The organism is Pseudomonas sp. H3_E07 (assembly GCF_054668895.1).
In genome coordinates this window covers 2,583,803-2,609,626 of the sequence record NZ_CP162795.1, presented here as the reverse complement: position 1 = coordinate 2,609,626, position 25,824 = coordinate 2,583,803, and the positions used below count along the sequence as shown (strand labels likewise).

General features: G+C 60.4%; 15 protein-coding genes. 13 read left to right on the top strand and 2 right to left on the bottom strand.

Features of this window, described 5'->3' with window-relative positions:
- The first annotated feature begins 76 nt into the window (after positions 1-76).
- From AB4O08_RS11770 to AB4O08_RS11730, 9 genes are all read left to right on the top strand, one after another.
- A complete protein-coding gene (locus AB4O08_RS11770; protein WP_010214242.1) occupies positions 77-709 on the top strand; it encodes a hypothetical protein in 633 nt (210 codons plus the stop codon).
- Positions 710-856: 147 nt separating this feature from the next.
- Entirely contained in the window at positions 857-2,353 is a 1,497-nt protein-coding gene (locus tag AB4O08_RS11765) for a YdgA family protein (protein ID WP_010214241.1), read from the top strand.
- A gap of 300 nt (positions 2,354-2,653) precedes the next feature.
- Positions 2,654-5,134, top strand: coding sequence for a poly-beta-1,6 N-acetyl-D-glucosamine export porin PgaA (pgaA, locus tag AB4O08_RS11760; RefSeq protein ID WP_010214240.1), 2,481 nt, complete (start codon positions 2,654-2,656; stop codon positions 5,132-5,134).
- A 12-nt stretch (positions 5,135-5,146) separates the two neighbouring features.
- Positions 5,147-7,144: a poly-beta-1,6-N-acetyl-D-glucosamine N-deacetylase PgaB gene (pgaB, locus tag AB4O08_RS11755; protein WP_042571281.1), complete on the top strand. Its 1,998-nt coding sequence runs from the start codon at positions 5,147-5,149 to the stop codon at positions 7,142-7,144.
- 2 nt (positions 7,145-7,146) lie between these two features.
- Positions 7,147-8,487 (top strand): poly-beta-1,6-N-acetyl-D-glucosamine synthase, encoded by a 1,341-nt coding sequence (gene pgaC, locus AB4O08_RS11750; RefSeq protein WP_010214237.1) that lies wholly within the window; start codon positions 7,147-7,149, stop codon positions 8,485-8,487.
- Positions 8,488-8,489: 2 nt separating this feature from the next.
- A complete protein-coding gene (gene pgaD / locus AB4O08_RS11745; protein ID WP_010214236.1) occupies positions 8,490-8,972 on the top strand; it encodes a poly-beta-1,6-N-acetyl-D-glucosamine biosynthesis protein PgaD in 483 nt (160 codons plus the stop codon).
- 366 nt (positions 8,973-9,338) lie between these two features.
- A complete protein-coding gene (locus AB4O08_RS11740; protein ID WP_457244227.1) occupies positions 9,339-11,060 on the top strand; it encodes a ShlB/FhaC/HecB family hemolysin secretion/activation protein in 1,722 nt (573 codons plus the stop codon).
- Between the two features lie 31 nt (positions 11,061-11,091).
- The gene (locus AB4O08_RS11735) at positions 11,092-18,360 is read left to right on the top strand and encodes a two-partner secretion domain-containing protein (RefSeq protein ID WP_460114143.1); all 7,269 of its coding nucleotides are present in this window, start codon (positions 11,092-11,094) and stop codon (positions 18,358-18,360) included.
- A 917-nt stretch (positions 18,361-19,277) separates the two neighbouring features.
- Positions 19,278-21,866 (top strand): autotransporter family protein, encoded by a 2,589-nt coding sequence (locus AB4O08_RS11730; RefSeq protein ID WP_460114142.1) that lies wholly within the window; start codon positions 19,278-19,280, stop codon positions 21,864-21,866.
- A 63-nt stretch (positions 21,867-21,929) separates the two neighbouring features.
- On the opposite strand, the gene AB4O08_RS11725 is transcribed toward AB4O08_RS11730, so the two are convergent.
- Together AB4O08_RS11725 and AB4O08_RS11720 are read right to left on the bottom strand one after the other, a co-directional pair.
- Positions 21,930-22,517 carry a hypothetical protein gene (locus tag AB4O08_RS11725; protein WP_021491656.1) on the bottom strand — a complete coding sequence of 196 codons (588 nt, stop codon included), beginning with the start codon at positions 22,515-22,517 and terminating at the stop codon, positions 21,930-21,932.
- Positions 22,518-22,532: 15 nt separating this feature from the next.
- A complete protein-coding gene (locus AB4O08_RS11720; protein ID WP_460114141.1) occupies positions 22,533-23,144 on the bottom strand; it encodes a hypothetical protein in 612 nt (203 codons plus the stop codon).
- Positions 23,145-23,416: 272 nt separating this feature from the next.
- Between AB4O08_RS11720 and AB4O08_RS11715 the strand changes: the two genes are divergently transcribed.
- Genes AB4O08_RS11715 through AB4O08_RS11700 form a run of 4 tightly spaced genes read left to right on the top strand, consistent with a single transcriptional unit; the run spans position 23,417 to position 25,770 of the window.
- Positions 23,417-23,998 (top strand): hypothetical protein, encoded by a 582-nt coding sequence (locus tag AB4O08_RS11715; protein ID WP_010214229.1) that lies wholly within the window; start codon positions 23,417-23,419, stop codon positions 23,996-23,998.
- Between the two features lie 40 nt (positions 23,999-24,038).
- The gene (locus AB4O08_RS11710) at positions 24,039-24,719 is read left to right on the top strand and encodes a CsgG/HfaB family protein (RefSeq protein WP_010214228.1); all 681 of its coding nucleotides are present in this window, start codon (positions 24,039-24,041) and stop codon (positions 24,717-24,719) included.
- Positions 24,720-24,760: 41 nt separating this feature from the next.
- On the top strand, positions 24,761-25,123 hold the full coding sequence (locus AB4O08_RS11705; protein ID WP_010214227.1) for a DUF4810 domain-containing protein: 363 nt from the start codon (positions 24,761-24,763) through the stop codon (positions 25,121-25,123).
- On the top strand, positions 25,120-25,770 hold the full coding sequence (locus tag AB4O08_RS11700; protein WP_010214226.1) for a DUF799 domain-containing protein: 651 nt from the start codon (positions 25,120-25,122) through the stop codon (positions 25,768-25,770). The genes AB4O08_RS11705 and AB4O08_RS11700 overlap by 4 nt, the downstream gene beginning before the upstream one ends.
- The last annotated feature ends 54 nt before the right edge of the window (positions 25,771-25,824 follow it).

Below are 25,824 nucleotides of genomic sequence, written 5' to 3'. Positions count from 1 at the left end.
TGACTATGCTTTGACAGGTGGAGAGCCGTGACGCTCTGCCTGTCACTGTTCGCGTTTGCTCATGGGGATTCCAATAATGAAAAACCCTTATGCTCCCGCTTTCTGGTGCGTGTGTTTCGCACTGGTATTGTTGTCGGCTACCTACTTCTACGGCGTCATGCTGGCTCACCAACTCGACAAGGCGATGGTGTTTCTCGACAGCGCCTGCCTGGTGATCGGCACCCTGTCCATCGGCGTAGTGGCTTGGGCCTCTTACCAGAATCAACGGGTGAAGAAAAAACTCCTCGAACAAGGCAAGACCCGCGTGGCGATCTGGGACACCAAGGTCGCGCTGCGTCGGGTCGAGACCGTGTTCGACCGCTATTTCTGGGGCAGCTATTGGCAGCCGGGGCGGACCTTCCAGGAGGTCATGGGTGACCTCACTGGCACACCCCTGGAAAAAAGCCTCGAAGTCCTGAAGAAACAGTGCGTGGCCCTCGACCGGCAAGTGGCCGACGGAAGGCACTGGCTGAACAACGCGCGGGAATTGTCCGACGTGGCCACGCAAATGGCCCGCGAACGCTACCAACTGGACTTCTGCGACCCCAAGGCCGACACCCCCGGCAATGCCGTGATACACCGCGAGTTTGAGGTGCTGGTGTACACCTGGACGGCGCGCCTGAAGAGTTTCGACCACCAGTTGGATGAAATAGAGCTGGAGTATTCCTGAACCAGTCCTGAACTGAGGCCTCTGAAAAGCTGGGCCGTTCGCAGCCGCCAGTGCTAATCTTCCCCCGTTTTCGGCGGGCTTGAGCCAATCCCCCTTGGGGTTCAAGGAAGACAGCCCACTTCTCACAGGATTTGATCAGGTCACTTCATGAATAAGCCAGCCGTAGTTCTCTTGGGTTTCGTTGTCGCCGTGGGCGTCGTCAGTGCAGGCGGTGCCTGGTACACCGGCAAGCAGTTGGAGCCGGTGCTGCAAACGGCCGTGCAGGATGCCAACAAGGAACTGCAACGTTCCATGGCCGGCGTCGACGGCACCGTTAACCTGGAACTGGTGTCCCTGGAACGTGGCCTGTTCAGCAGCACCGCGCACTATCGCCTCAAGGGGCAAGGCTCGTTCTTCGGCGAGCAGAACCCGAACCCTGAGCTGCTGTTTGTCGACCATATCGAACACGGCCCGCTGCCGTTCTCGCGCCTGGTGTCGTTGAAGTGGCTGCCGGTCATGGCCACCAGTCACTATGCGCTGGAAAAAAACCCCACCACCGAAAAATGGTTCGCCGCCGCCAAAGACGTGCCGCCGCTCAAAGGCGTGGCCAATATCGGCTACAGCCGTTCGGTCACCGGCAACCTCGAATTGCTGCCGCTGGAATTCAAGGACGAGACATCCTCGGTGAGCTTCTCCGGTGTGAACCTGGATTTCGACAGCACCGCGGAGGGCAAGAAGGTCAAGGTTGAAGGCTATATGAACAGCCTCAAGCTGGACGTAGTCGACGCCAATGGCGCGCCGTTCAACGTCGAACTCGCCGGTCTGACCGTGGCCAGCAACCTGGAGAAATCCACCTTCGGCTTCTACACCGGGCAGAACACCGTAGAGCTGAGCGACACCAAGCTCACCTTCGGCCCGCAGAAAGCCGTGATGACCCTCAAGGGCTTCGAGCAGAAAGACACCAGCGAAATCAAGGACAACAACATGTCCGGCCGCGTCGACTACAAGATCGACGAGATTGGCTACCAGGGCAAGCCGGTCGGCTCTGCTGCCATGGCCCTGAGCTTGAAGAACATCGATGTGCCGTCCGGTCTGGTGCTGACCAAGCTGTATCAGGACAAGATGCAGCCGGTACAAGCCGCTGCCGCTGCCGGCCAACCAGTGCCTGAGCTGCAACTGACCGAAGCCGAGCAAACCCTTGCTGAAGCCAACGTCAACCAATTGCTGGCTGCCAAGCCGCACCTGGCGCTGGAAAACCTGTCCCTGAAAACCACCCACGGCGAAAGCAAGTTCAATCTGGTAGTGGACCTGGCCAAGCCGACCTCCATGGAGCTGCCTCCGGTTGAATTGGGCAAGCAAATGGTCTCGCTGCTGGACGCCAACCTGACCCTGTCCAAGCCGATGATCGCCGACGTTGCCGCCCTGCAGGCGCAGGTCGGTGGTGTGACCGACCCTAAAGCCATCGAGCAGCAATCCCAGATGGCGAGCGAAATGGTCAGTGGCATGGCCGTAGGCACGCAGCTGGCAACCCTGGTCGGCAGCGACGTAGTGTCCAAGCTGCATTACGCCAACAATGAAGTGACCTTCAACGGCCAGAAGATGACCGTCGAGCAATTCATTGGCTTCGTGATGTCCAAAATGGGGGCGGTGGGCGGCGCGCAGTAAATATTTCGCCATCGCCCAGAAATAAATAATGGGGGAGCGGGGTTGCCCGCGATAGGGGTCAAACGGTCGGCGCGTGTGTTGGCCGGTACCCCCTTATCGCCGGCAAGCCCGCTCCCCCATTGGTATTTCAGATTTGATGGGCAATTCTGAACAATTGTTATTGATTGCCCTTTTTCATCGGCGCGTCGGGGATAGTTCATACAGGAAAGCTAGGTCGGGTCACGAGACGCCGACACCCTGATGCAGATTGCTCAGGACCACCTATCGTTACAGCTTTCCGTGTGTAAGGAAGCTCACGATATGCTGCGACACATTCCACTCAGTGCCTCAGGCCGGTTACGGCTGCTCATCGGGGTAACCTTGTGCAGCCAGTTGCTGATGCCCACCTTCGCCATGGCCGACCCGGCCTATGACGCCCTGATCATCCAGGCGCGCAACGGCAACTTCACACCCGCCCTGACTCAACTTCGCCAATTGCCCGCCGAGCGCCAGACGCCGGGGCAGATCAGCGATCACCTGGTGATCGCCGGTTGGGCCGGCCAGGATGCCGAAGTGCTGAAGGTGTACGAGGCACAGGGTCAGAATCGCAACTTGACCGCCCAGGCGCTGGCGACGGTCGCGCGCACCTATCGCAACCAGAAGCAGTGGGCGCGGGCCGAGGCGGTCTATCGCAAAGCGCTGCTGCGTGAGCCGAACAATGTTGACCTGCAACTGGGCCTGGCACTGACCCAGGCTGACGGCGGCAAAACCAACGAAGCGGTGCAACGCGCTCGTGCGCTGGTGGCCGGCAAACCGGATGATCCCAATCGACGCATGGCCCTGGGTTATGCGCTGACCCGTGCGGGTTTGCAGTACGACGCACTGCACGAATTCGACCAGGCGTTTATCCGCGCCGGCGACAAACCGGAAGTGGCTCGCGAATACATCGTCGCCTTGCAAAAAGCGCGTCTGCCCGAGCCCGCACTGCGCCTGTCCGCCCAGCGTCCCGGTCTTGTCGACCCCGTGACCCAGCGTCGTCTCGAAGGCGACCTGGCCGCCGAGCGCGTGCGCATGGCCGAGTTCGCCACGCGTACCGAGAAAGAGCGTTATGTCATCGCTGATCGCGCTTTGCAGGGCTACGATCAACTCCTCGCCCGCTGGACCCCGGACCCCACGGCCAAAGACGATGTGGTGCGTTGGCGCATCGACCGCCTGGGTGCGCTCAAGGCGCGGGCGCGTACCGCCGAGGTGATCCGCGAGTACGAAACCCTCCAAGCCGAAGGTGTGCAGTTGCCCACCTATGCGGTGCGTTGGGTGGCCGCGTCCTACCTCGACCAGCGCCTGCCGGAAAAGGCTGCGCCCTTGTATCGCCAAGCGCTGAGCGCTCCCGATGCGGATGTGGGCGATCGTGTTGAAGACAGCACCGCACTGTTCTACGCCTTGCTCGAAAACGATCAGGTGGACGAAGCGCGGGCGGTCGCCAAGAACTTGGCCGACAGCCAGAAACCTCGTGTTGAACTGAAGGGGCTACCGATCGGCAACCCAAACGACGAGTGGATGGACGCCCAACAATTGGCCGCCCAGGCCGGCACCTATGGTTCCGACCTGCCGTCCAGCGAAAAAGCCCTGGAAGAACTGGTCGGCAAGGCGCCTGGCAGCATCGGCCTGCGCCTGGCGCAAGCCGAGATGTACCGAGCCCGCGACTGGCCACGGCGCGCCGAGCGCTCACTCAAGGAAACCGAAACGCAAAGCCCGCGTGACATCGGCCTGGAGATGTCCCAAGGCTTCACGGCCCTGGACCTGCAGGAATGGCGTCAACTCGACATCCTCACCGACGATGTGGTCGCCCGTAACCCAGACAACCGCCAGGTGCAGCGTCTCAAACGCCTGCGTGATGTGCATGATATGGCCGAGCTGCGGGTCGAGGCCTACACCGGTAAAAGCTTTGGCGGTGGTAACAACGGCGATGCCGGTGCCGTCTCGGGTAGCCGGGATTGGGGCATTGAAAGCCGCCTCTACACGCCGCCGATCGACGAAGACTGGCGCCTGTTCGCCGGTGCCGGTTATGCGACGGCCGACTTTGAAGAAGGCACTGGCCATCACCGTTGGCAAGTGGTCGGCGTGGAGCGGCGTACCCGTGACATGACCATTGAAGCCGAGGTCTCCAACCATTCCTACGGCGATGGCTCAAAACAAGGTGCCGCCGTGTCGATTGCGCGCGACATCAACGACAACTGGCAGTACGGCGGTAGCCTCGGCTACCTCCTGTCCACCACGCCATTGCGCGCGTTGAATGACGGGATCACCGCCAACGGCGGCAGCGGTTTCATCCGCTGGCGCGCCAATGAAAGCCGCGAGTGGAAACTGACCCTCAGCCCCTCCCATTTCAGCGACGGCAACGACCGATTCGAAGCTTTGCTCAGCGGCCGCGAAGGCCTCTACAGCTCGCCGAAAGTGCAAGTGGACCTGGGCCTGGAAGTCGGCGCCAGCCGTAACAGCAAGGAAGATACGGTCTACTTCAACCCGAAGTCGGACTTCACCGTGTTGCCTGTCCTCAACATCAACCATGTGCTCTATCACCGCTACGAGACCCAGTGGAGTCAGCAGTTCCAGGTCGGTGCGGGTACGTATAGCCAGCAGGATTATTCCACCGGTGGCATTGGTCTGGTCGGCTACGGCCAACGCTATCGCTGGAACGATGTCCTGGAAGCCGGCGCCAACCTGAGCCTGATCAGCCGACCTTACGACGGCGATCGCGAACGCGATCTGCGTCTGCTCGTCGACCTCACTTACCGTTTCTAGAAGAGCCTGACCATGACCGTCCTCAGCCGTTGCTTGTTGATCCTGGGCGTAATGCTGGCCAGTGCCTGTGCCCAGCAACCCGCGCCCTTCACTCCACCCGCCGAGCGGCCGACCCCGGCCAACGAAGCGCCGTGGCCGAAAAACCATTTCCTTGGCATTGCCTATCACGACGTCGAGGATCGCGACCCCGATCAGGCGGTGGTGGCGGTGCGTACCGAGCGTTTGATCGAGCAGTTGGCCTGGCTGCGCGAGAACGGCTACAAGGCGGTCAGCGTTGACCAGATCCTGGCGGCTCGCAACGGTGGGCCTGAGTTGCCGCCCAAAGCGATCATGCTCAGCTTCGATGATGGCTATTCCAGCTTCTACACGCGGGTGATGCCGATCCTGCGTGCCTATCACTGGCCGGCCTTGCTGGCGCCGGTGGGCTATTGGATCGATACGCCCATGAACCAGCCGGTGGACTTTGCCGGCCAGCCACGGCCGCGCGGCGAATTCCTGACCTGGCAGCAGATCCGCGAAGTGTCCCAGTCGGGCCTGGTGGAAATCGCCGCGCACACCGATAACAGCCACAAAGGCATCCTGGCCAACCCCCAGGGCAACCTGGAGCCGGCGGCGACCTCGCTGCGTTTTGATCCGGCCACCGGACGCTATGAAACCCAGGCGCAGTTCGAGGCGCGCATGCGTGCTGACGTTGCAGCGATTTCCAACAAGATCCAAACGGTCACCGGCAAGAAACCACGCGTGTGGGTATGGCCTTACGGTGCAGCCAAAGGCACCTCGCTGGCGATCATTGGCGAGCAGGGCTACCAGATGGCCCTGACCCTGGAAGATGGCCTCGACAGTTCCAGTGACCTGATGAACAGCCCACGCTTCCTGGTGGCCTCCGATCCGGACGGCGAGCATTTCGCCAACAGCATGGTCGCGGTGCAAGCCAAGGCGCCGATGCGCGTACTGCACGTGGACCTGGATAACGTCTACGACCCCGACCCGGCCCAACAGGCCCGCAACCTCGACCAACTCGTGCAGCGGGTGGTGGACATGGGCGCAGGCACGGTATTCCTGCAAGCCTTCGCCGACCCCAAGGGTGACGGCCTGGTGCATGAACTGTACTTCCCCAACCGTCACTTGCCGGTGCGCGCCGACCTGTTCAACCGCGTCTCCTGGCAGCTGCACACCCGTGCCCATGCCAGCGTGTATGCGTGGATGCCGGTACTCAGTTTCGCCCTCGACCCCAAGCTGCCGCGCGTCACACGGTGGGACCCGGAAACCGGCAAGGTCGGCCTCGACCCTGACCAGTACAAACGCCTGTCGCCGTTTGACCCGCAAGTGCGCAAGATTATCGGTGAGATCTACGAGGACCTGGCGCGCAACAATGCCATCGACGGCGTGCTGTACCACGACGATGCGGTGTTCAACGATTTTGAAGATGCTAGCCCCGCCGCGCTCAAGGCTTACGCCGCCGCCGGCCTGCCGGCTACGATCGAGGCCCTGCGTGCCGACCCCGCCGTGATGCAGCGCTGGACCCGTTTCAAGAGCCGCTACCTGATCGACTTCACCAAAGAGTTGACCGCCAAGGTCCGCGCCATCGGTGGGCCGCAGGTGCAGACGGCGCGCAATATCTTCGCCGAGCCCATGCTCAACCCAGGCAGCGAAGCCTGGTTCGCGCAGAATCTCGACGATTTCCTCCAGACCTACGACTGGACCGCGCCCATGGCCATGCCGTTGATGGAAGGCCAGGAGTACAGCAACTCCAATGCCTGGCTGGAGAAGCTGGTCGCCACGGTCAAGGCGCGTCCCGGCGCCATGGAGCGCACGGTATTCGAACTGCAAGCCAAAGACTGGCGCACCCAGGCCGCGCCGGATATCGACAGCGCGCAGATGGCTGAATGGATGGGTGTGCTCAAGCGCCAGGGTGTCACGAGTTTTGGCTACTACCCGGACAACTTCCTGGAAAACTCCCCGGACCTGAAAACGGTGCGTCCGGCCCTTTCCAACCAATGGAACCCTTGACCATGTTCGACAGACTCCTGGCTTTATTCGTACTGGCATTGGTATTGGGTGTGCCCCTGGGCCTGATCTTCCTGGTCACCGGGCAGTTCCTGATGGACTTTGTGTTTTTCTACCCGCTGTTCATGTCGGCGCTGTGGATCGCAGGCGGCCTGTATTTCTGGCTGCACTGGGAACGCCACTGGCCGTGGGAAGAGGACACTCCGGCGCCCACCTTGGCCGGCAACCCGCTGATCTCGATCATCATCCCTTGCTACAACGAAGGGGATAACGCCGCCGATACCATGCAGGCGGCGCTGGGTCAGTTGTATCCGAACATTGAGGTGATCGCGGTAAACGACGGCTCCACAGACAACACCGCCGCAGTGCTCGATGCGTTGGCACTGGAGCACCCGCGTCTGCGTGTGTTGCACCTGGCGCAGAACCAGGGCAAGGCGGTGGCCTTGCGCATGGGCGCCGTGGCGGCGCGCAGTGAGTACCTGGTGTGCATCGACGGCGACGCGTTGCTGGATAAAAACGCGGCGGCCTACATGGTCGCGCCGATGCTGGATAACCCGCGCCTGGGGGCGGTGACCGGCAACCCGCGCATCCGCACGCGTTCGACCCTGATCGGCCGCGTGCAGGTCGGCGAGTTCTCTTCGATCATCGGCTTGATCAAGCGCACGCAACGGGTATTCGGCCGGATCTTTACGGTGTCGGGTGTGGTGGTCGCGTTCCGTAAAAAGGCGCTGGACCGTATCGACTACTGGAGCACCGACATGATCACCGAGGACATCGATGTCAGTTGGAAGCTGCAACTCGATCACTGGAGCATCTTCTACGAGCCCCGTGCCCTGTGCTGGATTCTGATGCCCGAGACGGTCGGCGGCCTGTGGAAGCAGCGCCTGCGCTGGGCTCAGGGTGGCGCTGAGGTGCTGTTCAAGAATATCCGGGGCATCTGGCAATGGCGTCATCGTTACCTGTGGCCGCTGTTGTTCGAATACTGCCTGTCCACCGGTTGGGCGTTTACCTTCCTGCTGTCGGTGATTTTCTACGTGCTTGGCAAGTTCATGGTGTTGCCACCGGCGATCACGGTGGACTCCCTGGTTCCGCCCGCGTTTACCGGCCTGGTGTTGGCCATGGTGTGTCTGGTGCAGTTTGCAGTGAGCATCATGATCGACCGCCGCTACGAGAAGGACCTGTGGAAGACCCTGTTCTGGACCGTGTGGTACCCGATGGTGTTCTGGCTGGTCAGCCTGTTCACCACCCTGGTCAGTTTTCCCAAGGTGCTGTTCAACCAGCACCGGAAGCGGGCGCGCTGGGTCAGCCCGGATCGCGGCATCAAACCTACTGAAGAGGAGGCGTGATCATGAAACTGGTCAGAACCCGCCAACGTATGGTGATGTGGATCATTGACGTGCTGCTGACCCTGATGGCCTGGGCCGGCTTGATCTGGCTGCTGGCACGTGGGATCAACTCGATGCTGGAGACCCACGGTGGCCCTCGGATTGAGGCGCCGATCTTTGCAGCGCTCAACACCCTGCAGATCTACCTGTGGATCGCCCTGTTCAACGCCCTGATCCTGATCAGCTGGGCGCGCTACCAGCAGCGCCGGGGCCGCAAGTTCGCCCAGCGTCGCGCCGAGGCCAAGGCCTTGAGCGACCAGAACCTGAGCGAGAGTTTCAGCCTAGGCGAAGGGGATCTGGAGCAGCTGCGTCGGCCTGGGGTGCTGGTGATCCATAACGACGAGGAGGGTGGCGTGGCGGAAGTCAAATCCCATGTCTCCCGCGATGTGGAGAAGCCAGGGCTGACGCTGGTGCCCGGCAAGGATCAGAACAAAGACGCGAGCTAAGGAAGCGCTTTGCAAGATCGTTCCCATGCAACGTGGGGACGATCGGGCTTAATCCCGACAAATGGGATCCAATTCACAAAAATGCCGCGAACTTTTCTGCTATTTCCGATACTAAGTTATCTCGGTAAGAAATTGATGGCCAATTAATGGCTATCTGTAAGTTCTCCGATGAATCGCCATCAAGGGTGCTGCCGCTGGTCGGAATAAAAATTCCATGATCAGAAGGCTTCTACCTATGATGATTTTTAGTTGTTATAAATCAATGCGTTGCGTGAAAAATTAGTACTAAGTTCCAACTAGCTCGGCTTTTTGAGTTGTAGGAAGTTAGGTGTTAGTTTGCGCCACTTGATTTTCGATGGATCGAATATGTCTTTGTTATTGCCACGGACTCGGTTATTGCTGTGCACTTTCATGCTCGCTTATTTGGGCCTGAACAGTGCCACCGCCGCCCCTACGCCCGGGGATCAGGACCTGATCCGCGATCGGCAGAACCGCCTGCTTGAAGAGCAGCGCCGGCGCCTCGAAGAACTCAAGGACCTGCCCGGTAAAGAAGCCAGGCCCACGGCCCCGGCGACGCCTGCCGACACACGTTGCTTCCCGATCAAAGACATCGAACTCAAGGGCGCTGACAGTCTGTCTGCCGACGACCGCGCGGGCTTGCTCAAACCCTACACAGGCCAGTGCCTGGGCGTTTCACAGCTCAATGAACTGCTCAAGGTCATCACGGACTTCTACCTCTCCAAAGGCCGCGTCACCAGCCGTGCCTATCTGCCGCAGCAAGACCTTTCCAGCGGCCACCTGCAAGTGTTGGTGGTGGAAGGCAAGCTCGAAGCCTTGAAAAGCGCCCCAGGCAGTACCGTCACCGACCGTGAGTTGGCGATGGCCTTTCCCGGCAAGGTGGGCGAGGCACTCAACCTGCGTGAAGTCGAGCAACTGGTGGACCAGCTCAACCGTTTGCCCTCCAAGCAGGCGCAGATGGAACTGACCCCCGGTACGCAGATCGGCGGCAGTGAAGTGGTGGTCAAGAACACCCCGCAAAAACCCTGGCGCGCCAGCCTGTCGCGCAATAACGATGGGCAGAAAAGCACCGGCGAACAGCAGTGGGGGGCAGGCCTTGAGTGGGACAGCCCCCTGGGCCTGGCCGATCACCTGGTACTGCGCGGCGGCCACGACGCCGTGAGTGACCACCAGAAAACCTCGAAAAACAGCATGCTCTACTACAACGTGCCGTGGGGCTGGTGGAACTTCAGCTACACCTACAGCGAAAGCGACTACCGTACCTATGGCATGCTCAACGACTTCAAATTCAAACAGAACGGCGACAACCAGAACCACCAACTGCGCGCTGAGCGGGTGGTCCACCGTGACGACGTGAGCAAGACATCGGTGAACGTGGGCCTTGCGCACCTGCGCACCAATAACTACATCCTCGACACCCGTACAAGCACAAGCAGCAACCGCCTCAGCGAACTGCAACTGGGCATCAACCACGGGCGCCGTATCGGCAACGCATTCGTCAACGTCGACCTGGGCATGCAGAACGGCATCGGCATGTTCGACGCACAATCTCAAGAGGAGCGCGACCCGTTCGGTAATCGCCAGCCCAATTCACGCTACCGCAAATACACCGCCACCGTCAGCTACCTGCAGCCGTTCGCCCTGTGGGGCGAGTCGTTCAGTTTCTCCAGCCTCGCCACCGGCCAACGCAGTGAAGACATTCTGTTCAGCCCGCAGCGCATGAGCCTAGGTGGTTCTGCCTCGGTGCGTGGTTTCAAGGATCAGCAGTTGATCGGCGATAGCGGCGGCTACTGGCGCAACGAAGTGCGCTGGGCCCGTGCGGTGACCGTCGACTGGCTGCGCCCGGCTTTTGCTGAATACGGCGCCAGCGTCGGCTATGACCAAGGCGTGATCAGCAATGATCGCTATAACGACCGTGTGCACGGCCGGGTTTCGAGCAACTCCCTGGAGCTGTTCGCCCGCGGCAAGAACCTGAGCACCAGTGTGACCTTTGCGCATTCTTTGGAACGCCCGGCAGTGATGAGCGAGCGCGAAGCGCCGATCTACTTCCGTATGGATTTCTTCCTGTAATTAAACGCCCCGCAGCAACGAGAATCTGAAAATGGATGTTCGCCAATTTGCCTTTCTGGCCCGCCAACCTTCCGCGGCATTGATACCGCGTAACTCGTTCCTCGGCCTGCCCAAGCGCGGGCTGGTGCTGATACTGGCCAACGCGTTGTTCTGGCAGCCGCTGCTGGCCCGGGCCGACGGCATCGTGGTCAGTGCGCCGGGGACCACCGTTGGCGCGGCGGGTAATGGCGTGCCCGTGGTGAACATCGCGACGCCTAACGGCAGTGGCCTGTCCCACAACCAGTTCAAGGACTACAACGTGGGTCCCAACGGTGTGATCCTCAACAATGCCAACGGTGCGGTGACCAACACCCAGTTGGGCGGCTATATCGTCGGCAACCCCAACCTCAAGGGCGGCGCAGCCAGCGTCATCCTCAACGAAGTCAACGGCGGCAGCCCCAGCCAGCTGCGCGGCTACACCGAAGTGGCGGGGCAATCGGCCAAGGTCATCGTGGCCAACCCCTACGGCGTCACTTGCAGCGGCTGTGGTTTCATCAACACGCCAAACGTCACCCTGACTACTGGTAAACCGGTGCTCGACGCGAACGGCCAGTTGCAGCGCTACCAGGTCGATGGCGGCGCCGTGACCATTGATGGCCAGGGCTTGAACGCGAGCAACGTCGACCGCTTCGAAATCATCACCCGCTCGGCCAAGATCAACGCGCAGATCAACGCGCGCGAACTGACGGTGATCGCCGGTCGCAATGACGTGGACGCGCGAACGCTGAACGCCACCCCACGCGCCGATGACGGCAGCACCAAGCCTGAGCTGGCCATTGATTCGTCGGCCTTGGGCGGTATGTATGCCGGCGCGATCAAGCTGGTGGGTACCGAAGCCGGTGTGGGCGTGAAACTCGACGGCACGCTCGCGGCCAGCGGCGGCGATATCCAGATCGATGCCAATGGACGCCTGAGCATGGCGCAAACGCAGGCCACCGGTAACGTCAAAGTCACGGCGCAGAACGTCGACCTCACCGACAAGGTCTACGCCGCCGGCAACGTACAAGTGACCAGCGCCCAGGCACTGGTCAACCAGAAGAGTGTGGCCGCCGGCCAACGCATCGAAATCAAGGCGACCACGGTCACCAACCCAGGCATCATCGAAGCGGGTGTCGCGCCCGATAACAGTCGAAACACCACCGGCGACCTAGTCGTCGATGCGCAAACCGTCAACACCACCGGCAACTTGCTGGCCAGCCGAGCCCTGGCGATCACCGCCGCGCAAGCGCTGACCAACCAGGGCGCAATCATCCAGGCCAAGAGCGTCAGCGTCAGCAGCGCCAAACTGACCAACCAGGGCGCCACTGCACGTCTTTTCGGCGAGCAGGCCCTGACCGTCGACGCACCGGCCATTGTCAACCTCGGCGGTTTGATCCGCTTTGGTGACGGCCAGGCCGCCACGCTGACCAGTGCCTCCCTGGACAACCGCCAAGGCCGCATCGAAATGGCCGGCGGCAGCCTGGTGCTCGACAGCCGCGAGCTGAACAACAACGGTGGGCAGGTCGTCGCCAACCAACTGACGGTCAACGCGGGCAACCTGAACAACCAGAACGGCGTGCTGCTGGCTGGCGTGACGACAGTCAACGCCACCAACCTTGATAACAGCCTTAAAGGCTTGATCCAGGCCGACAATGGCGCGTTGAATCTCACCGTCGCCAACGCCTTCAACAACAACCAGGGTTTCGCCCAGGCCAGCACCGACCTCAGCCTCAACGCCGGCACCCTTAGCAGCAACGCCAATGGTGTGCTGAGCGCCAACACCGGCAAGCTCACTCTCGTGACTGCCCAACAGCTCAACAACGCTCAAGGCCGCTTGCAGGCCGGGCAGGGCAATGTCGAGCTGCACGCTGCGAACCTGGATAACCAGAGCGGCGTGATCGTCGGCAAGCAGCTGCTGCTCGACGTCAACGCAGGGGACATCGACAACCGCGCCGGCCGTGTGCTCGGCGACAAGCTCGACGTACGCGCCTCCGGCCTCGATAACCGCAACGCCGGCCTGCTGGCCGGTGGTGCCGAAGGCGTCAGCCTGCTGCTCAAAGGCCCGGGCCAGTTGCTCAATGCCCAAGGCCGCATCCAGAGCGAAGGCCTCTTGCAACTGCAAGGCGAGCGCCTGGACAACAGCGCCGGCATCCTGCTCGGCCAAACGGTCGACGTGACCGCCCAGCGCTTCACCAACAGCAACAAGGGCGCGCTGGTCAGCGATGGCGGCGACATCACCTTCAACGTCAGTGACCTGCTGACCAACGTCGATGGCGTGATCGACGCCGGCGAGCGCAACCTGCTGGTCAAGGCCCTCACCACCCTCAACAACGACGGCGGCACCCTGCGCGGCAAGCGTCTGGACATCGCCGCCCAGTATTTGAACAACGACAACGGCCAACTGCTGGCCGGCAACCTGGGCCTGGGCTACAGCGGCCAGAGTGTGACCAACCGCAAAGGCCTGATCCTCAGCGGCGGCGCGCACACCGAACTGGACACCGCAAGCCTGGATAACCAGGGCGGCACTGTGCAAGGCGATACCTTGACCGTCACCGCCGACAAGGCCGACAACGGCAGCGGTGGCCTGATGGCGAGCTTGCTGGGCGACCTGCAACTGACGGTCGAAGCCCTGACCAACCGTGGCGGCAAACTGTTCGGTAAAGAACAGGTCACCGTCAGCGGCGCGACCCTCGACAACAGCGCCAGCGGCCAGATCAGCGGCAATGTGCTCAACCTGACCTCACGCGCTACCCTCACCAACCAGGGGGGCCTGATCGAAGCCAACCAAGGCCTGACCCTCGTCGGCGGCAACCTCGACAACAGTGCCGGCGGCCAAGTGCGTGCATTGGGCGGCGCCAACAGCAGCCTCGACTTCAGCGACCAGCTAAACAACCAGAACGGTACGTTGGAGTTCGCTAGCCAGGCCTTGCGCCTCGACACCGCGAACCTCAACAACCAGGGCGGTATGTTGCAGCACGCCGGCAGTGGCCTGTTCCATATCAACACTGCCGGCCTTACTGGCAGCCAAGGCAATATCCAGGGCATGGGCACCGCTGACTGGGCATTCGGTAAAGTCGTCAGCCTCGGCCGTGTACAACTCAACGAAGTCCTTACCTACAAAAGCGCCCAGGGCCTGACCCTCAAGGCCGGTGACCGCATGGCCAGTGGCAAGGGGTTGATCCTCGACGTAGCCAGCCTCGACAACGGCGGCGAATTGCTCAGCGATGGTGATTTGAGCATCACCACCACCGGCGACATCACCAACAGTGGTCGTGTGTCGGCCTTGCAAAAACTCAGCGTGACGGCGAATAACCTCAGCCAGAACGGCGGACGCCTGGCGGGCAGCCACACTCAACTGAACCTGGGCGGTACGCTGGATAACCTTGGTTTTCTTACCGCACGTCAGCAACTGGACATTGCGGCGACCCAGATCAATAACCGAGGAACCCTGGGCGCCCAGGGTGCCGTGAACCTGCTGGCGTCGAACGGTTTCACCAATGCTGCCGATTCGCTGCTGTTCAGTGGCGGCAATATGATTTTGCGTGGCAACAACTTCAGCAATACCTACGGTGACGTGTACAGCCAGGGCAACCTCAGCTTTGCCGCCATTGATGGCGGGCCTGCCGCCGGTTTCAGCAACCTTTCCGGCACCGTCGAAAGTACCGGCAATATCAGCATCAATGCGGCGTTTGTGGAAAACGCCAAGGCCGAATTCGAACTCGGGCAAACCCTGCAGGGTGGGCGTGTGGAGTGGTTATGTGGCCAGCATTGCGACGGGCATGATTCGTTCAAACGTGGCCAAATCAACATCTACCAGACCTACCTCGAATCAGCGGTCAAGGACTCGGCACCCGCTCGCCTTGTGGCAGGCAAGGATCTGCTGATCCAGGCGAATATGGTGCAGAACCGCTACAGCCTGCTGGCCGCCAATGGCAACCTGGGCATCGTCGCCAATGACCTGCTCAACCAGGGCGCGGGTACGCGCACCGGTCAAAACACCATCGTCATCGGTACGCCGTACAGGATCGACCTTGGCTATTGGGACCAGATGGAGTACGTCGATATCCCGGCGTTCAACGCTGCGGTCGCGGCCGGTAACTTTGACCTGGCGCGTTTCGAAGCACTCAAGGCGCGTTCTTCGGATGCCCGTTTCGCTGAGGTCAGTAACGTCACCACCTGGACCGACAACACCGGCCCAGGCTATGGCGCCACCCTGCAAGCCGGCGGCACCGTCAACCTCAACGTCGCCCGCACCCTGCAAAACGGCACGTTGCACGAAAACACCCTGGCGCAATTGACCGGCACCTTGGGCGATGACCAGACCGGCATCCCTGTCGGTGGCATCAACATCAACCTGAGCAAGCACGCCAACGACGTCAGCGCCCAGTCGCCCGGCACCGTGCTGCCAGTGGCCGGTGTCGCACCCGGCGGCGGATTCGTGCCTGTGGACTACACGGGCACGCCGTTCGCGCCGGTCGACCCCACCACCGCGCCCAACTTCCAGTTGCCCAAGGGCGAATACGGTCTGTTCGTTAAAAACGTCGACCCTACCAGCCATTACTTGATCGAAACCAACCCCGAGTTCACCTCGTTAGAGGGCTTCTTCAGCTCCGACTACATGCTCGGCAAACTCGGCTACAGCGCCGACGACGCCTGGCGTCGCCTCGGTGACGGCCAGTACGAAACCCGCCTGATCCGCGACGCGGTGCTCGCCCAGACCGGCCAACGCTTCCTCGCTGGCGGCCTGTACAGCGACGCCGACCAATTCCGCTACCTGATGGACAACGCCCTCGCGAGCAAAGACGCCCTGCGTCTGAGTGTCGGTGTCACGCTGACCAGCCAGCAGGTCGGCGCCTTGACCCACGACATTGTGTGGATGGAAAACCGCGTAGTCGACGGCCAGACAGTCCTCGTCCCGGTGCTGTACCTGGCCCAGGCCGAATCGCGCAACGTACGCGGCAACAGCCTGATTCAGGGGCGCGACCTGAACTTGGTCACCGGCGGCGACCTGGTCAACGTCGGCACCCTGCGCGCCAGCAACAATCTCTCTGCCGCCAGCACGGGCGGTAGCATTTACACCGGCGGCCTGATCGAAGCCGGCAACAACCTGAGCCTGCTGGCCGACGACAGCATCCGCAACGCCATGGCCGGCGAAATTCGCGGCAAGCAAGTCAGCCTCGCCACGCTCAAAGGCGACATCACCAACGACACCACCGCCATCCAGGTGCGTGACGGCGCCGGCATGCGCACCCTCAGGGACAGCAGCGCCGGCACCATCGTCGCCCGCGAAAACCTGGCCATGGACGCCCACCGCGACCTCACCAACCGCGGCGCCCTGGTCGCCGGTAACGACGCCAGCCTCGTCGCCGGCCGCGACCTCAACCTTGTTGCCGCCAGCGATACCAGCGTCAAGCATGAATTCAGCGACGGCGGCCACAAATCCAGCATCACCACCGACGTCAAAAACCTTGCCGCCTCCGTCACGGCGGGGGGCAACCTGAACATGAAGGCTGGGCAGGACGTCAATATCATCGGCAGCAACGCTACCGCTGGCAAAGACATGAACGTGCAGGCTGTACGCGATTTCAACGTTGTCTCCGTTGGTGATACGCACAACGTCGAGGGCCGGGAAAAGGATGGCAAGAAACGCATCAAGACCTCGGACGAGCAAACCACGCAAGTCGCGAGTGTGTTGACAGCTGGCAGGGACTTTACCAGCCAGGCCGGGCGTGACACGACGCTCGTCGCCAGCAAGATCAGTGCGGGGAATGAGGCGTACCTGTACAGCGATCGGCGCTTGGGCCTGCTGGCGGGGCAAAACAGCGCCTACACACTCTATGACATGAAGAAAAATAGTGGCTGGGGGAGTAAACAAACCCGTCGCGATGAAGTGACCCGCGTGACGCACGTCGGCAGTGAAATCAATGCAGGTGGCGATATCGGCTTGATCAGTGGCAGTGACCAACTCTACCAGCGCGCCAAATTGACGAGTGGCAAAGACGTCAACATCCTCAGTGGTGGATCGGTGACGTTCGAGGCGGTCAAAGACCTGCATCAAGAAAGCCATACCAAGAGCAAAAGCGATTTGGCCTGGACGAGCTCATCAGGGCGCGGCAACACCGATGAAACCCTTCGCCAGACTCAAATCGTTGCACAGGGCAAGTTCGCGATCCAGGCCGTCGATGGCTTGAAGGTTGATATCAACCATATCGACCAGAAAACGGTTGCCCAGACCATTGATGTGATGGTCAAGGCGGACCCGCAGTTGGCGTGGTTGAAGGATGCCGAGAAACGCGGCGATGTCGACTGGCGCCAGGTTCAAGAGGTGCATGACTCCTTTAAGTACAGCCATTCGAGTCTGGGCCAGGGCGCGATGCTGGCCATCATTATTGTCGTGACGGCACTGACCGCGGGAGCTGCAAGCGGCCCACTGGGTGCTGCGGCCGGGGCCAGTGCCGGGTCGGGTACGGCAATGGCGGCGGCGGGCAGTTCTGCGATGGTGACGGCGGGCACAGCGTCAGGTGTGGCGGCGGCAGGCTGGGGTAACGTGATGATTACAACGGCACTCTCTTCAATGGCAGGCACGGCGGCTGCAAGCACGATCAATAACAAGGGTAATCTTGGAAAGGTGTTTGACGATGTGACCAGCGCAGATGCCCTGAAAGGCTACGCCACGGGCGCGGCGATTGCCGGTTTTGGTGCGGCCTTCACCAACGGTTGGGGGCGTGAATTAACATCGGACGGTAACTACAAGACGGTGAGTTATGCCGAGCGGGTCAAGGCTTATACCGCGAATACCGCACTGAAAGGCGTGTTGAGTGGCAAAGATAAAAAGTCTTGGCTGACCATCGCGGGCACGGGGGCGCTGACCGAAGTGTATGAATACTCTGCTGGCCGTGGGCCGGATGTAAGACCAGGCGTGGACAGAGACGGAGGGGCAAAATATGACCCGCTTAGCGGCGGCTATGTCCCACAAGTTGATGAGGGTGGCGTGATAAGAGAGGGGAAAAATATTGGTCTTAACCGTACAACAGACTGTGGTAGCTTTTATTCTGTTTGTCACGGTACTCCAGTCAGCAATATATTAAATCAAGTTCCAGGGTTTAATGGGTTTGCTACATTGCACGATGGCTGGATGATTAATTTGGAAGCCTACAAAAAAGCGGATATGTCGCTTTTTGAAAATTTGGGCAGCATGCCGCCTGCTCTGATTGTGAATTATGGAGCCCTGTACGATAAGTACCGCCCAGCCATTGAATCGGAGAAAAAGCGTGAAAATTAATAAATGGCTTTTAATCGTATTATTGTCGGCCTTGGCGGGGTGCGCACCTTCCCATTCCAATTGGGAAAATGGAATGAATCTCTGGGTAGGTACTCATTTTGATTCCCATCTTTACAAGGACTGCACGCGAGGCTGTGGCGACTCATATTGGTCGCCTGTAAATGAGAACAAGACGTTTGATAAGGTTGTTGATGAAAGCGGAGGCAAACGCTATTACATAACTTGGATTAGAGATTGTCGATATTCGGTTTTTGTCGCTGCGGATCGGATAATAAAGTCATGGAGATACGAAACGTCTAACGTAAAAGGATGTTATGTCTTTTAACGGCTGTCTTGAGCGGAGAGAAAGCATACAGGTTTATTGAGTGATTACTGGCCGGTCAGCGCCAAGCCTAAATAAATCCGTCCCCATTTTCGCGTCCCCATTTTCGATATAGGCGGTTCGTCAGAAATTCTTGGAAGCAGTCTGCGCCTACGGTTCTGAAGTTATTAACGGCGTTATAACCAGTGGGTGCTCCAGCCAATAAAGCCAACTCCAGTTGCTACCTGTTTTAGAAAAAAGTCGGACACACGGGTGTGGTGTGATGGCGACGCGCGTAGATATTGATTTCTGTGCTCGACTACGCATCTTGCCGATACAGCCCCGAACCTTTTCGTGGATCCCAATGTCTTTACCCCGCCCAACCCCATCCGGTTGGGCTGCATGGACTGCAACGTTTTCAACAGCATTAAGGATTAATGTGAGCCTTCCCCCCTATTCCCTGCCTCGTCACTGCCTTTCGCGGTGCGAAGGGTTGCACCTGCGCATCCGGCACGCGCGACAAGGGTATGCACTCGGATCCTTTGATCCTTCGCTCAGTACACCTGCGGCCGCCGGGCCTATTGGCGGCTTTGATCTGTAGTTCATGGAGTTAGAAATGAAGCGCAAGCAGTTCCAGAAAAGCCTGTTGGCAGTCATGGTCGGCGCAATCAGCACCCAGGTGCTGGCGGTGGATGTCGACCTTGGCGCAGGCAAAACGATGTTCATCAGCGAAACCTACAATGAGTCGTTGGTGCTCACCGGGCAGACCACCCAGCTGGTCGATCAGAACAGCACGGCCGCTGCGGGGCTGGGGGTCGCCAATACCCACATCCAGGGCTCGTTGATCAACCGCGCGGACATTACGCTGAATGCCGATGGCCGTACCATCCGTGGCATTGCGCTGGACCCGATGTACTGGACCGGTCCTCAGAACCTGAGCCCCGGTTCTGTCACGGGTAACGTCGAGCAGGCCGGTATCATTTCGATGAACAATGGCGGCGACGAAGGCATGGAGATCGGCAAGACGGTCATTGGCGGCAGTGTGATCAACTCCGGCACGATCCGTTCGACACCCCCTTCGACACCGGCACCGTTTCCCTCCTTCATCGGTGGGGGCGAGGGTATTTACCTGCATGGCACCACCATCGCCGGGGATGTTTCCAACACTGGCCTGATCGACATGGCGGGTGAAGGCGCGATCGGCATCATTCTGGACCGTGACAACAATACCCCGACCACCATCGGCGGCAAGATCCTCAACTCCGGCACCGTCAAGGCGACGGGCGAAGGCGCCTGGGGCATCGAAGTTGAAACCGAGACCAGCCCGCTGCGTATCGAAAACAGTGGCCTGGTCTCGGCCAATGGTCTGGGCGCTCGTGGCATGTTGGTGTACCAGGGCACCTTCGATTACATCCTCAATACCGGCACCATCGAAGGCGTGGGCACCGATGCGGGGGCGTTCGAATTCTCCGGTGCCGACTTTGTGCAAAACAGCGCGGCGGGCTCACGCGGTATCGTCAACCGCGGGATCATCCGCGCTGACGGCACAGCCATCAGTGTCAACCCGGCCGACCAGGTCTCGACGTTTGAAATCAACCAGCAGGCCGGCGAGATTCGCAGCAATTCCGGTACCGCGATTGATGCAGCCAACCTCGCGACGTTGAATTGGACAGGTGGCAACATCATCGGTGATGTGCTGAACCTGAACGCGGTGAACATCGACGGCCAGGCGGGTTTCACGGGCAGCCGCATCATCGCGCCGGTGTCGATCAACTCAGGTTCACTGAACCTCTCCGCGCCAGGCACTGCCATTACCGGCAACCTCAACGTGGCCAGCGGCGCCGGCATTGATATGCACCTTTCCGACAGCGTGGTGCCGACCACGCCGTACCTGACCGTCAACGGTGCCGCCAACTTTGCCCAAGCCTCGAAGCTGACGGTAAGTGCCAACCCAGGTGATTTCGCCAGCACCAACAGCGGCACTCAATACACCCTGCTGCAAGCCACCAGCGTGCAAGATAACGGCCTGTCGGTGGCCAGTTCTTCGGCGCTGCTGAACGTGCTCAGCTACTCGGCCGACGCGCAGACAGTCAAGGCCGTGGTGGCGGTCAAAGATAATCAGCAAGTCCAGCAAGCGCTGGCCGGAGTGGGCGCCAGCGCGGCTTCAGCCACAGCGGTCAACACCTTCAAGAATGGCGTACTGAGCCAGCTCAGCCAAAACGATCAGGTGTTCCAGGCCCTGGCCAACGCCGGTACGGCGCAGCAACTGGCCCAGATCAGTGACCAGCTCAAGCCGGACGTCAACCGTGGCGCCCTGGATGTGGCGTTGTCCGGGCAAACCGTGATCAACGGCGCGATCTTCAATCGCCTCACTGACCAACGCGAAAGCCGCCAGGCCGGTGGCGTGTGGGTGCAGGGTCTGAGCAGCAACATGGACCAGGACGGCCGTGGCGGTGACAACGGTTACTCGGCCAACAGCAGCGGCATGGCGGTGGGTGTGGACAGTCGTGTGAACGACACCACCACCTTGGGCGTGGCGTACAGCTACCTCAATTCCAACATCCATTCCGACCTCGGCAACAAGACCGATGTCGAGGGTCATGCGCTGTCGCTGTACGGCAATTGGTCGCTGCAGAACTGGTTTGTCGACGGCAGTCTCAGCTACGGCCATAACGACAACGACAGCAAGCGCCATATCGCAGGCACTACGGCCAAGGGCAGTTACGACAGCAACGTATTGTCGGCCAGCGTGATCGGCGGCTACAGCTTCAAGCCGTCCCAGGCCGTCGTGATCGAGCCTCGTGTGGCTGCGCGCTACTCCAACGTGCGCATGGAGGGCTACGACGAGAAAGGGTCGTCGGCCGCCCTGAGCACAGGTTCGCAGCGTTATGAAGTGGGCGAGTTGGGCGCTGGCGTGCGTCTGGCTGGCAACCTGCCAATGGGCGCAGGCAGCCTGCAGCCGGAAGCGACGTTGATGGCGTATCACGACCTGATGGGCGATCGCGTGGCGCAAACTTCCAGCTACATGCTCGGCGGTTCGGCATTCACTGTGACCGGCGCGTCAGTGGCACGGGATAGCTATGAAGCCAGTGTGGGTGTGAACTACCAGGTTGCAGACTTCACCGTGGGCGCCAGTTACACCCGTCAGGCGCGCAGTGGGTTTGACGCCGATGGCGTGATGCTCAAGGCGCGCTATGCGTTTTAAGCACAGTTAAGGTCATACGCTTTGCCTGTGGCGAGGGAGCCCGCTCCGTCGCCACAGGTTTCATCAGAACAACTTGCGCTGCACCGCTTCATCCAGGGTACTGCGCGTCAGCGCCTCCACCACTTCCCGCGTGTCCGCCTGGAACGGGATGCCCACGATCAGCACCAGGTGCATCCAGGTGCGTACCGATTCGCTCTTCTTCACACGAGCCAACTCCTTGCCATCCTTGTCCTTGAATACCGTTTCCAGGGTGAAGGTGTTTTTTGCCGTGCTCGGAATGAGGAACAGCGTAAAGCCGGTGATGAACGCCGACACCGGGCTGTACTCTTCGTTGTTGTGCAGCGTGGCATCCACGTAGATGTCCGAGTCGACTTTGTCAGTGCTCACCCGTGAAAAACGATTGGACTGGCGCAACGAGTCAGCCACGGCTTTTTCCCACACCACCACCGGGGCACCGACGGCAGCATTGCCCGGACCGCCGTTGACGTGGTTTTGCGCGGTGGTATGCACATAGGCCGTCGGTTTTTGCGCCGGCACGTTAGCCGTCGGAGGCCAGGTCTGCACAGCTGGCAGTTCGTGTTGTGAGTAGGACACGCAGCCGGTCAGCAAGACTGCCGCGAGTACCAGGCAGTGTTTGATCAATCCTTTCATGTGTTGCTCCTGAAACTAGGGTTTCGCCAGGTTGGCGGTAGCGGCGTCGAGCAGTTGCGCGACCAGTTTGGTCAGTTGCTGGCCGCCCATCGAAGGCGCCCAATATTGGCCGCTGTACAACCCGACGTTATGTTCGAACTTGATCGACTCCTTCGCCGACGCCAGCTCCTTGCCGTCGCGATCGACGATGACCAGGTCGCCGGCGACGTCAAAGCTGTCCACGTAGATCGGTCCGTTGACCCAGATCCAAATGGTCAACGTCAGCAGCGCCCCCGGCACGTACGCCGGGTGCGGGGCGCGATGACCCTTGAGGGAAGTCATATTGAATTTGAGGGTGACGTCGTGCTCGCTCAGGCGTACCGGATACTCGGTCACCTGCTTGAAATAGCCCGCCGTGCGCACGTACTGGGTGATCTGGGCCGTCAGGGAGCTGCTGATCGCCGTTTTGTTGGCTTCATTGACGTCGGTGGCACTCACCGTCACATCGGCGACTTGCGCACTGCGCGGGCTGCTGGTGGAAGCCGGATGGAGCGGGGCGCCGATGGGGCCGGTGACGGTGTATGACACACAGCCGGTCATCGATAACGCGGCGACGAGCGTTGCCGCCCGGAGGAGGGTTTTCAACACGCAATATCCCTATAAATGAATGAACCAAGCCACTGTCTCGTCTTTCAGGGGCATAACTTGAGCGGAGGTTTTTTATCTGCCGGGTGAAGGCTATTAGCCATCACTCTTTTTGGTTGACTGACAACGCCTTAGCGCACGGCGACCGGATGTTTGCACGTAAGCGTCAGTAAAGCGACGCCACACGGGCTTCAAAACAACTTGAGAACGGCTTTCAACTCCGTAAAATGCCGCGACTGTTTAAAGCACGATACTTTTCAGGGACGAATTCAGACATGCGCGTGTTTGCCGTATTTCTCGCGGCGTGCCTTATGGCGGGCTGTGCCTCCAAGCCGGATTACTACATCTCCCCGGCGCCGGTGACCATTCCCAAGACCGCTACCTACTGGCTCGACACCTTCGATGTTGAGGTGGTGGGCAAGAACGAACGCTTCCTGTCGGATGACAAAGTGCGCCAGCAGCTCGGTGTCGATTTGATCGACCGCCTGCTCAAGGCCAAGCGCTACGCCAGCAGCAAGGACAAGGCCGATTACCTGCTGGATGTGAACGTCATCTATACCCGGCGGATACAAGACACCCAAGGCGGTTTCATGACGGCCATCGTCGATGACAAGACCATCCTCGCCAGTGTCGACTTCAACTACCAGGTCAAGGTCAAGAAAGCCGGCGCCGAAGTGCTGCATTTCTCTCAGGCTCGCCAAGGGCTGATGCCAGGCGGCTACAAGGGCGACTGGCAGAACATGAAAACGATGGCCGGGGTGCTGACCAACTCTGGCAACTCCAGTGTCGAGACCTTCTACACCGGTTTATTGAGCCGATTCATCGTTGACGATTTGCGCGACATTCCGTCCCGCTAGCGTCAGCGGCCGCACCCGATTTCCCACTTAGGAGCACCCTGTGAAAACACTGTCCAAAATCCTGCTGTCCGGCCTCACCGCCGCAGCGCTGCTGACCGTGGCCGGTTGCGCCACGGAGAGCAATCGCGCCATGCCGGTGGAACAAGTCGCCAGCGCCAACGTCGCCTATTCCGGTGTGCGGGTACCGATTGCAGTCGGTAAGTTCGACAACCGCTCCAGCTACATGCGCGGCATCTTCTCCGACGGCGTTGATCGCCTCGGTGGCCAGGCCAAGACCATCCTGATCACCCACCTGCAGCAGACCAACCGCTTCAGCGTGCTGGACCGCGACAACATGGGCGAGATCTCCCAGGAAGCCGCGATCAAAGGCACTGTGCAGAAGCTCAAGGGCGCTGACTACGTCGTGACCGGCGACGTGACCGAGTTTGGCCGCAAAGAAACCGGCGACCGCCAGCTGTTCGGCATCCTCGGGCGTGGCAAGACCCAAGTGGCTTACGCCAAAGTCGCGTTGAACATCGTCAACATCAGCACCTCCGAAGTGGTGTATTCCACCCAGGGCGCCGGTGAATACGCGCTGTCCAACCGTGAAGTGATCGGTTTCGGCGGCACCGCCAGCTACGACTCCACCCTCAATGGCAAGGTCCTCGACCTGGCCATGCGTGAAGCCATCAACCGCCTTGTCGACGGCATCAACGCTGGCGCCTGGAACCCACGCAACTGATCAGCAGCACCTCAAGCAGCACTTCAAGGAGCAGTACAAGGATGAGCAAGGCAGTCAAGTTGGCGCTGATGCTGACAGCAGTGGCGACGGTCGCCGGGTGCCAGACGGCGCCCCAGCCGTTGTATCAATGGGAAAGTTATCAGCCGCAGGTTTACGAATACTTCAAGGGCGAGCCCAAGGAAGCGCAGGTCGAGGCGCTGGAGCGGGACCTGCAGAAGATCAACGCCAGTGGCCGCAAGGCCCCGCCGGGTTACCACGCCCACCTGGGCATGCTGTACCTGAGCCTGGGCAAGGATGACCAGATGGTGCAGGAATTCCGCACCGAGAAGGCGCTGTTCCCTGAGTCTGCCTCGTACATGGACTTTTTGCTGAAGAACGCCAAGACCGGAGTCGCCACTAAATGAGCCTGTTGAAACTCACGGGCGCCTTGCTGGCCCTGGCCCTGCTCGGCGGTTGCGCAGCCCCCAAGACCATTGATTACACGGCATACAAACAGGCACGACCAAAGTCGATCCTGGTCCTGCCGCCGATCAATGAGTCGCCGGAAGTGCAGGCGTCCTACAGCATGGTCTCGCAAGTGACCTACCCGCTGGCCGAGGCTGGCTACTACGTGTTGCCGATCGCTCTGGTGGACGAAACCTTCCGCCAGAACGGCCTGACCACCGCCAACGATATCCAGGCGGTGCCACCGGCCAAGCTGCATGACATCTTCGGCGCGGATTCGGCGTTGTACATCACCGTTACCAATTACGGCACCAAGTACATGCTGATCTCCAGCGACACTTCCGTGACGGCCTCGGCCAAACTGGTCGACCTGCGCACCGGCACCACCCTGTGGACCGGCTCGGCGCATGCGTCCAGCGAGGAAGGCAACAACAACGGCGGCGGCCTCATCGGCATGCTGATCACTGCGGCGGTCAAGCAAGTGATCAACAGCTCCACCGACGCGGCGCATCCGATTGCCGGTATCACCAGTGCGCGCCTGCTGTCGCCGGGTCAGCGTGCGGGGATCCTGTACGGTCCACGTAACCCGAAATACGGTACTGACTGATTGAGCGGTTCGGCGGGGCAGGTTTTCCTGTTCCGCCGAACGGTTTAACCCGAA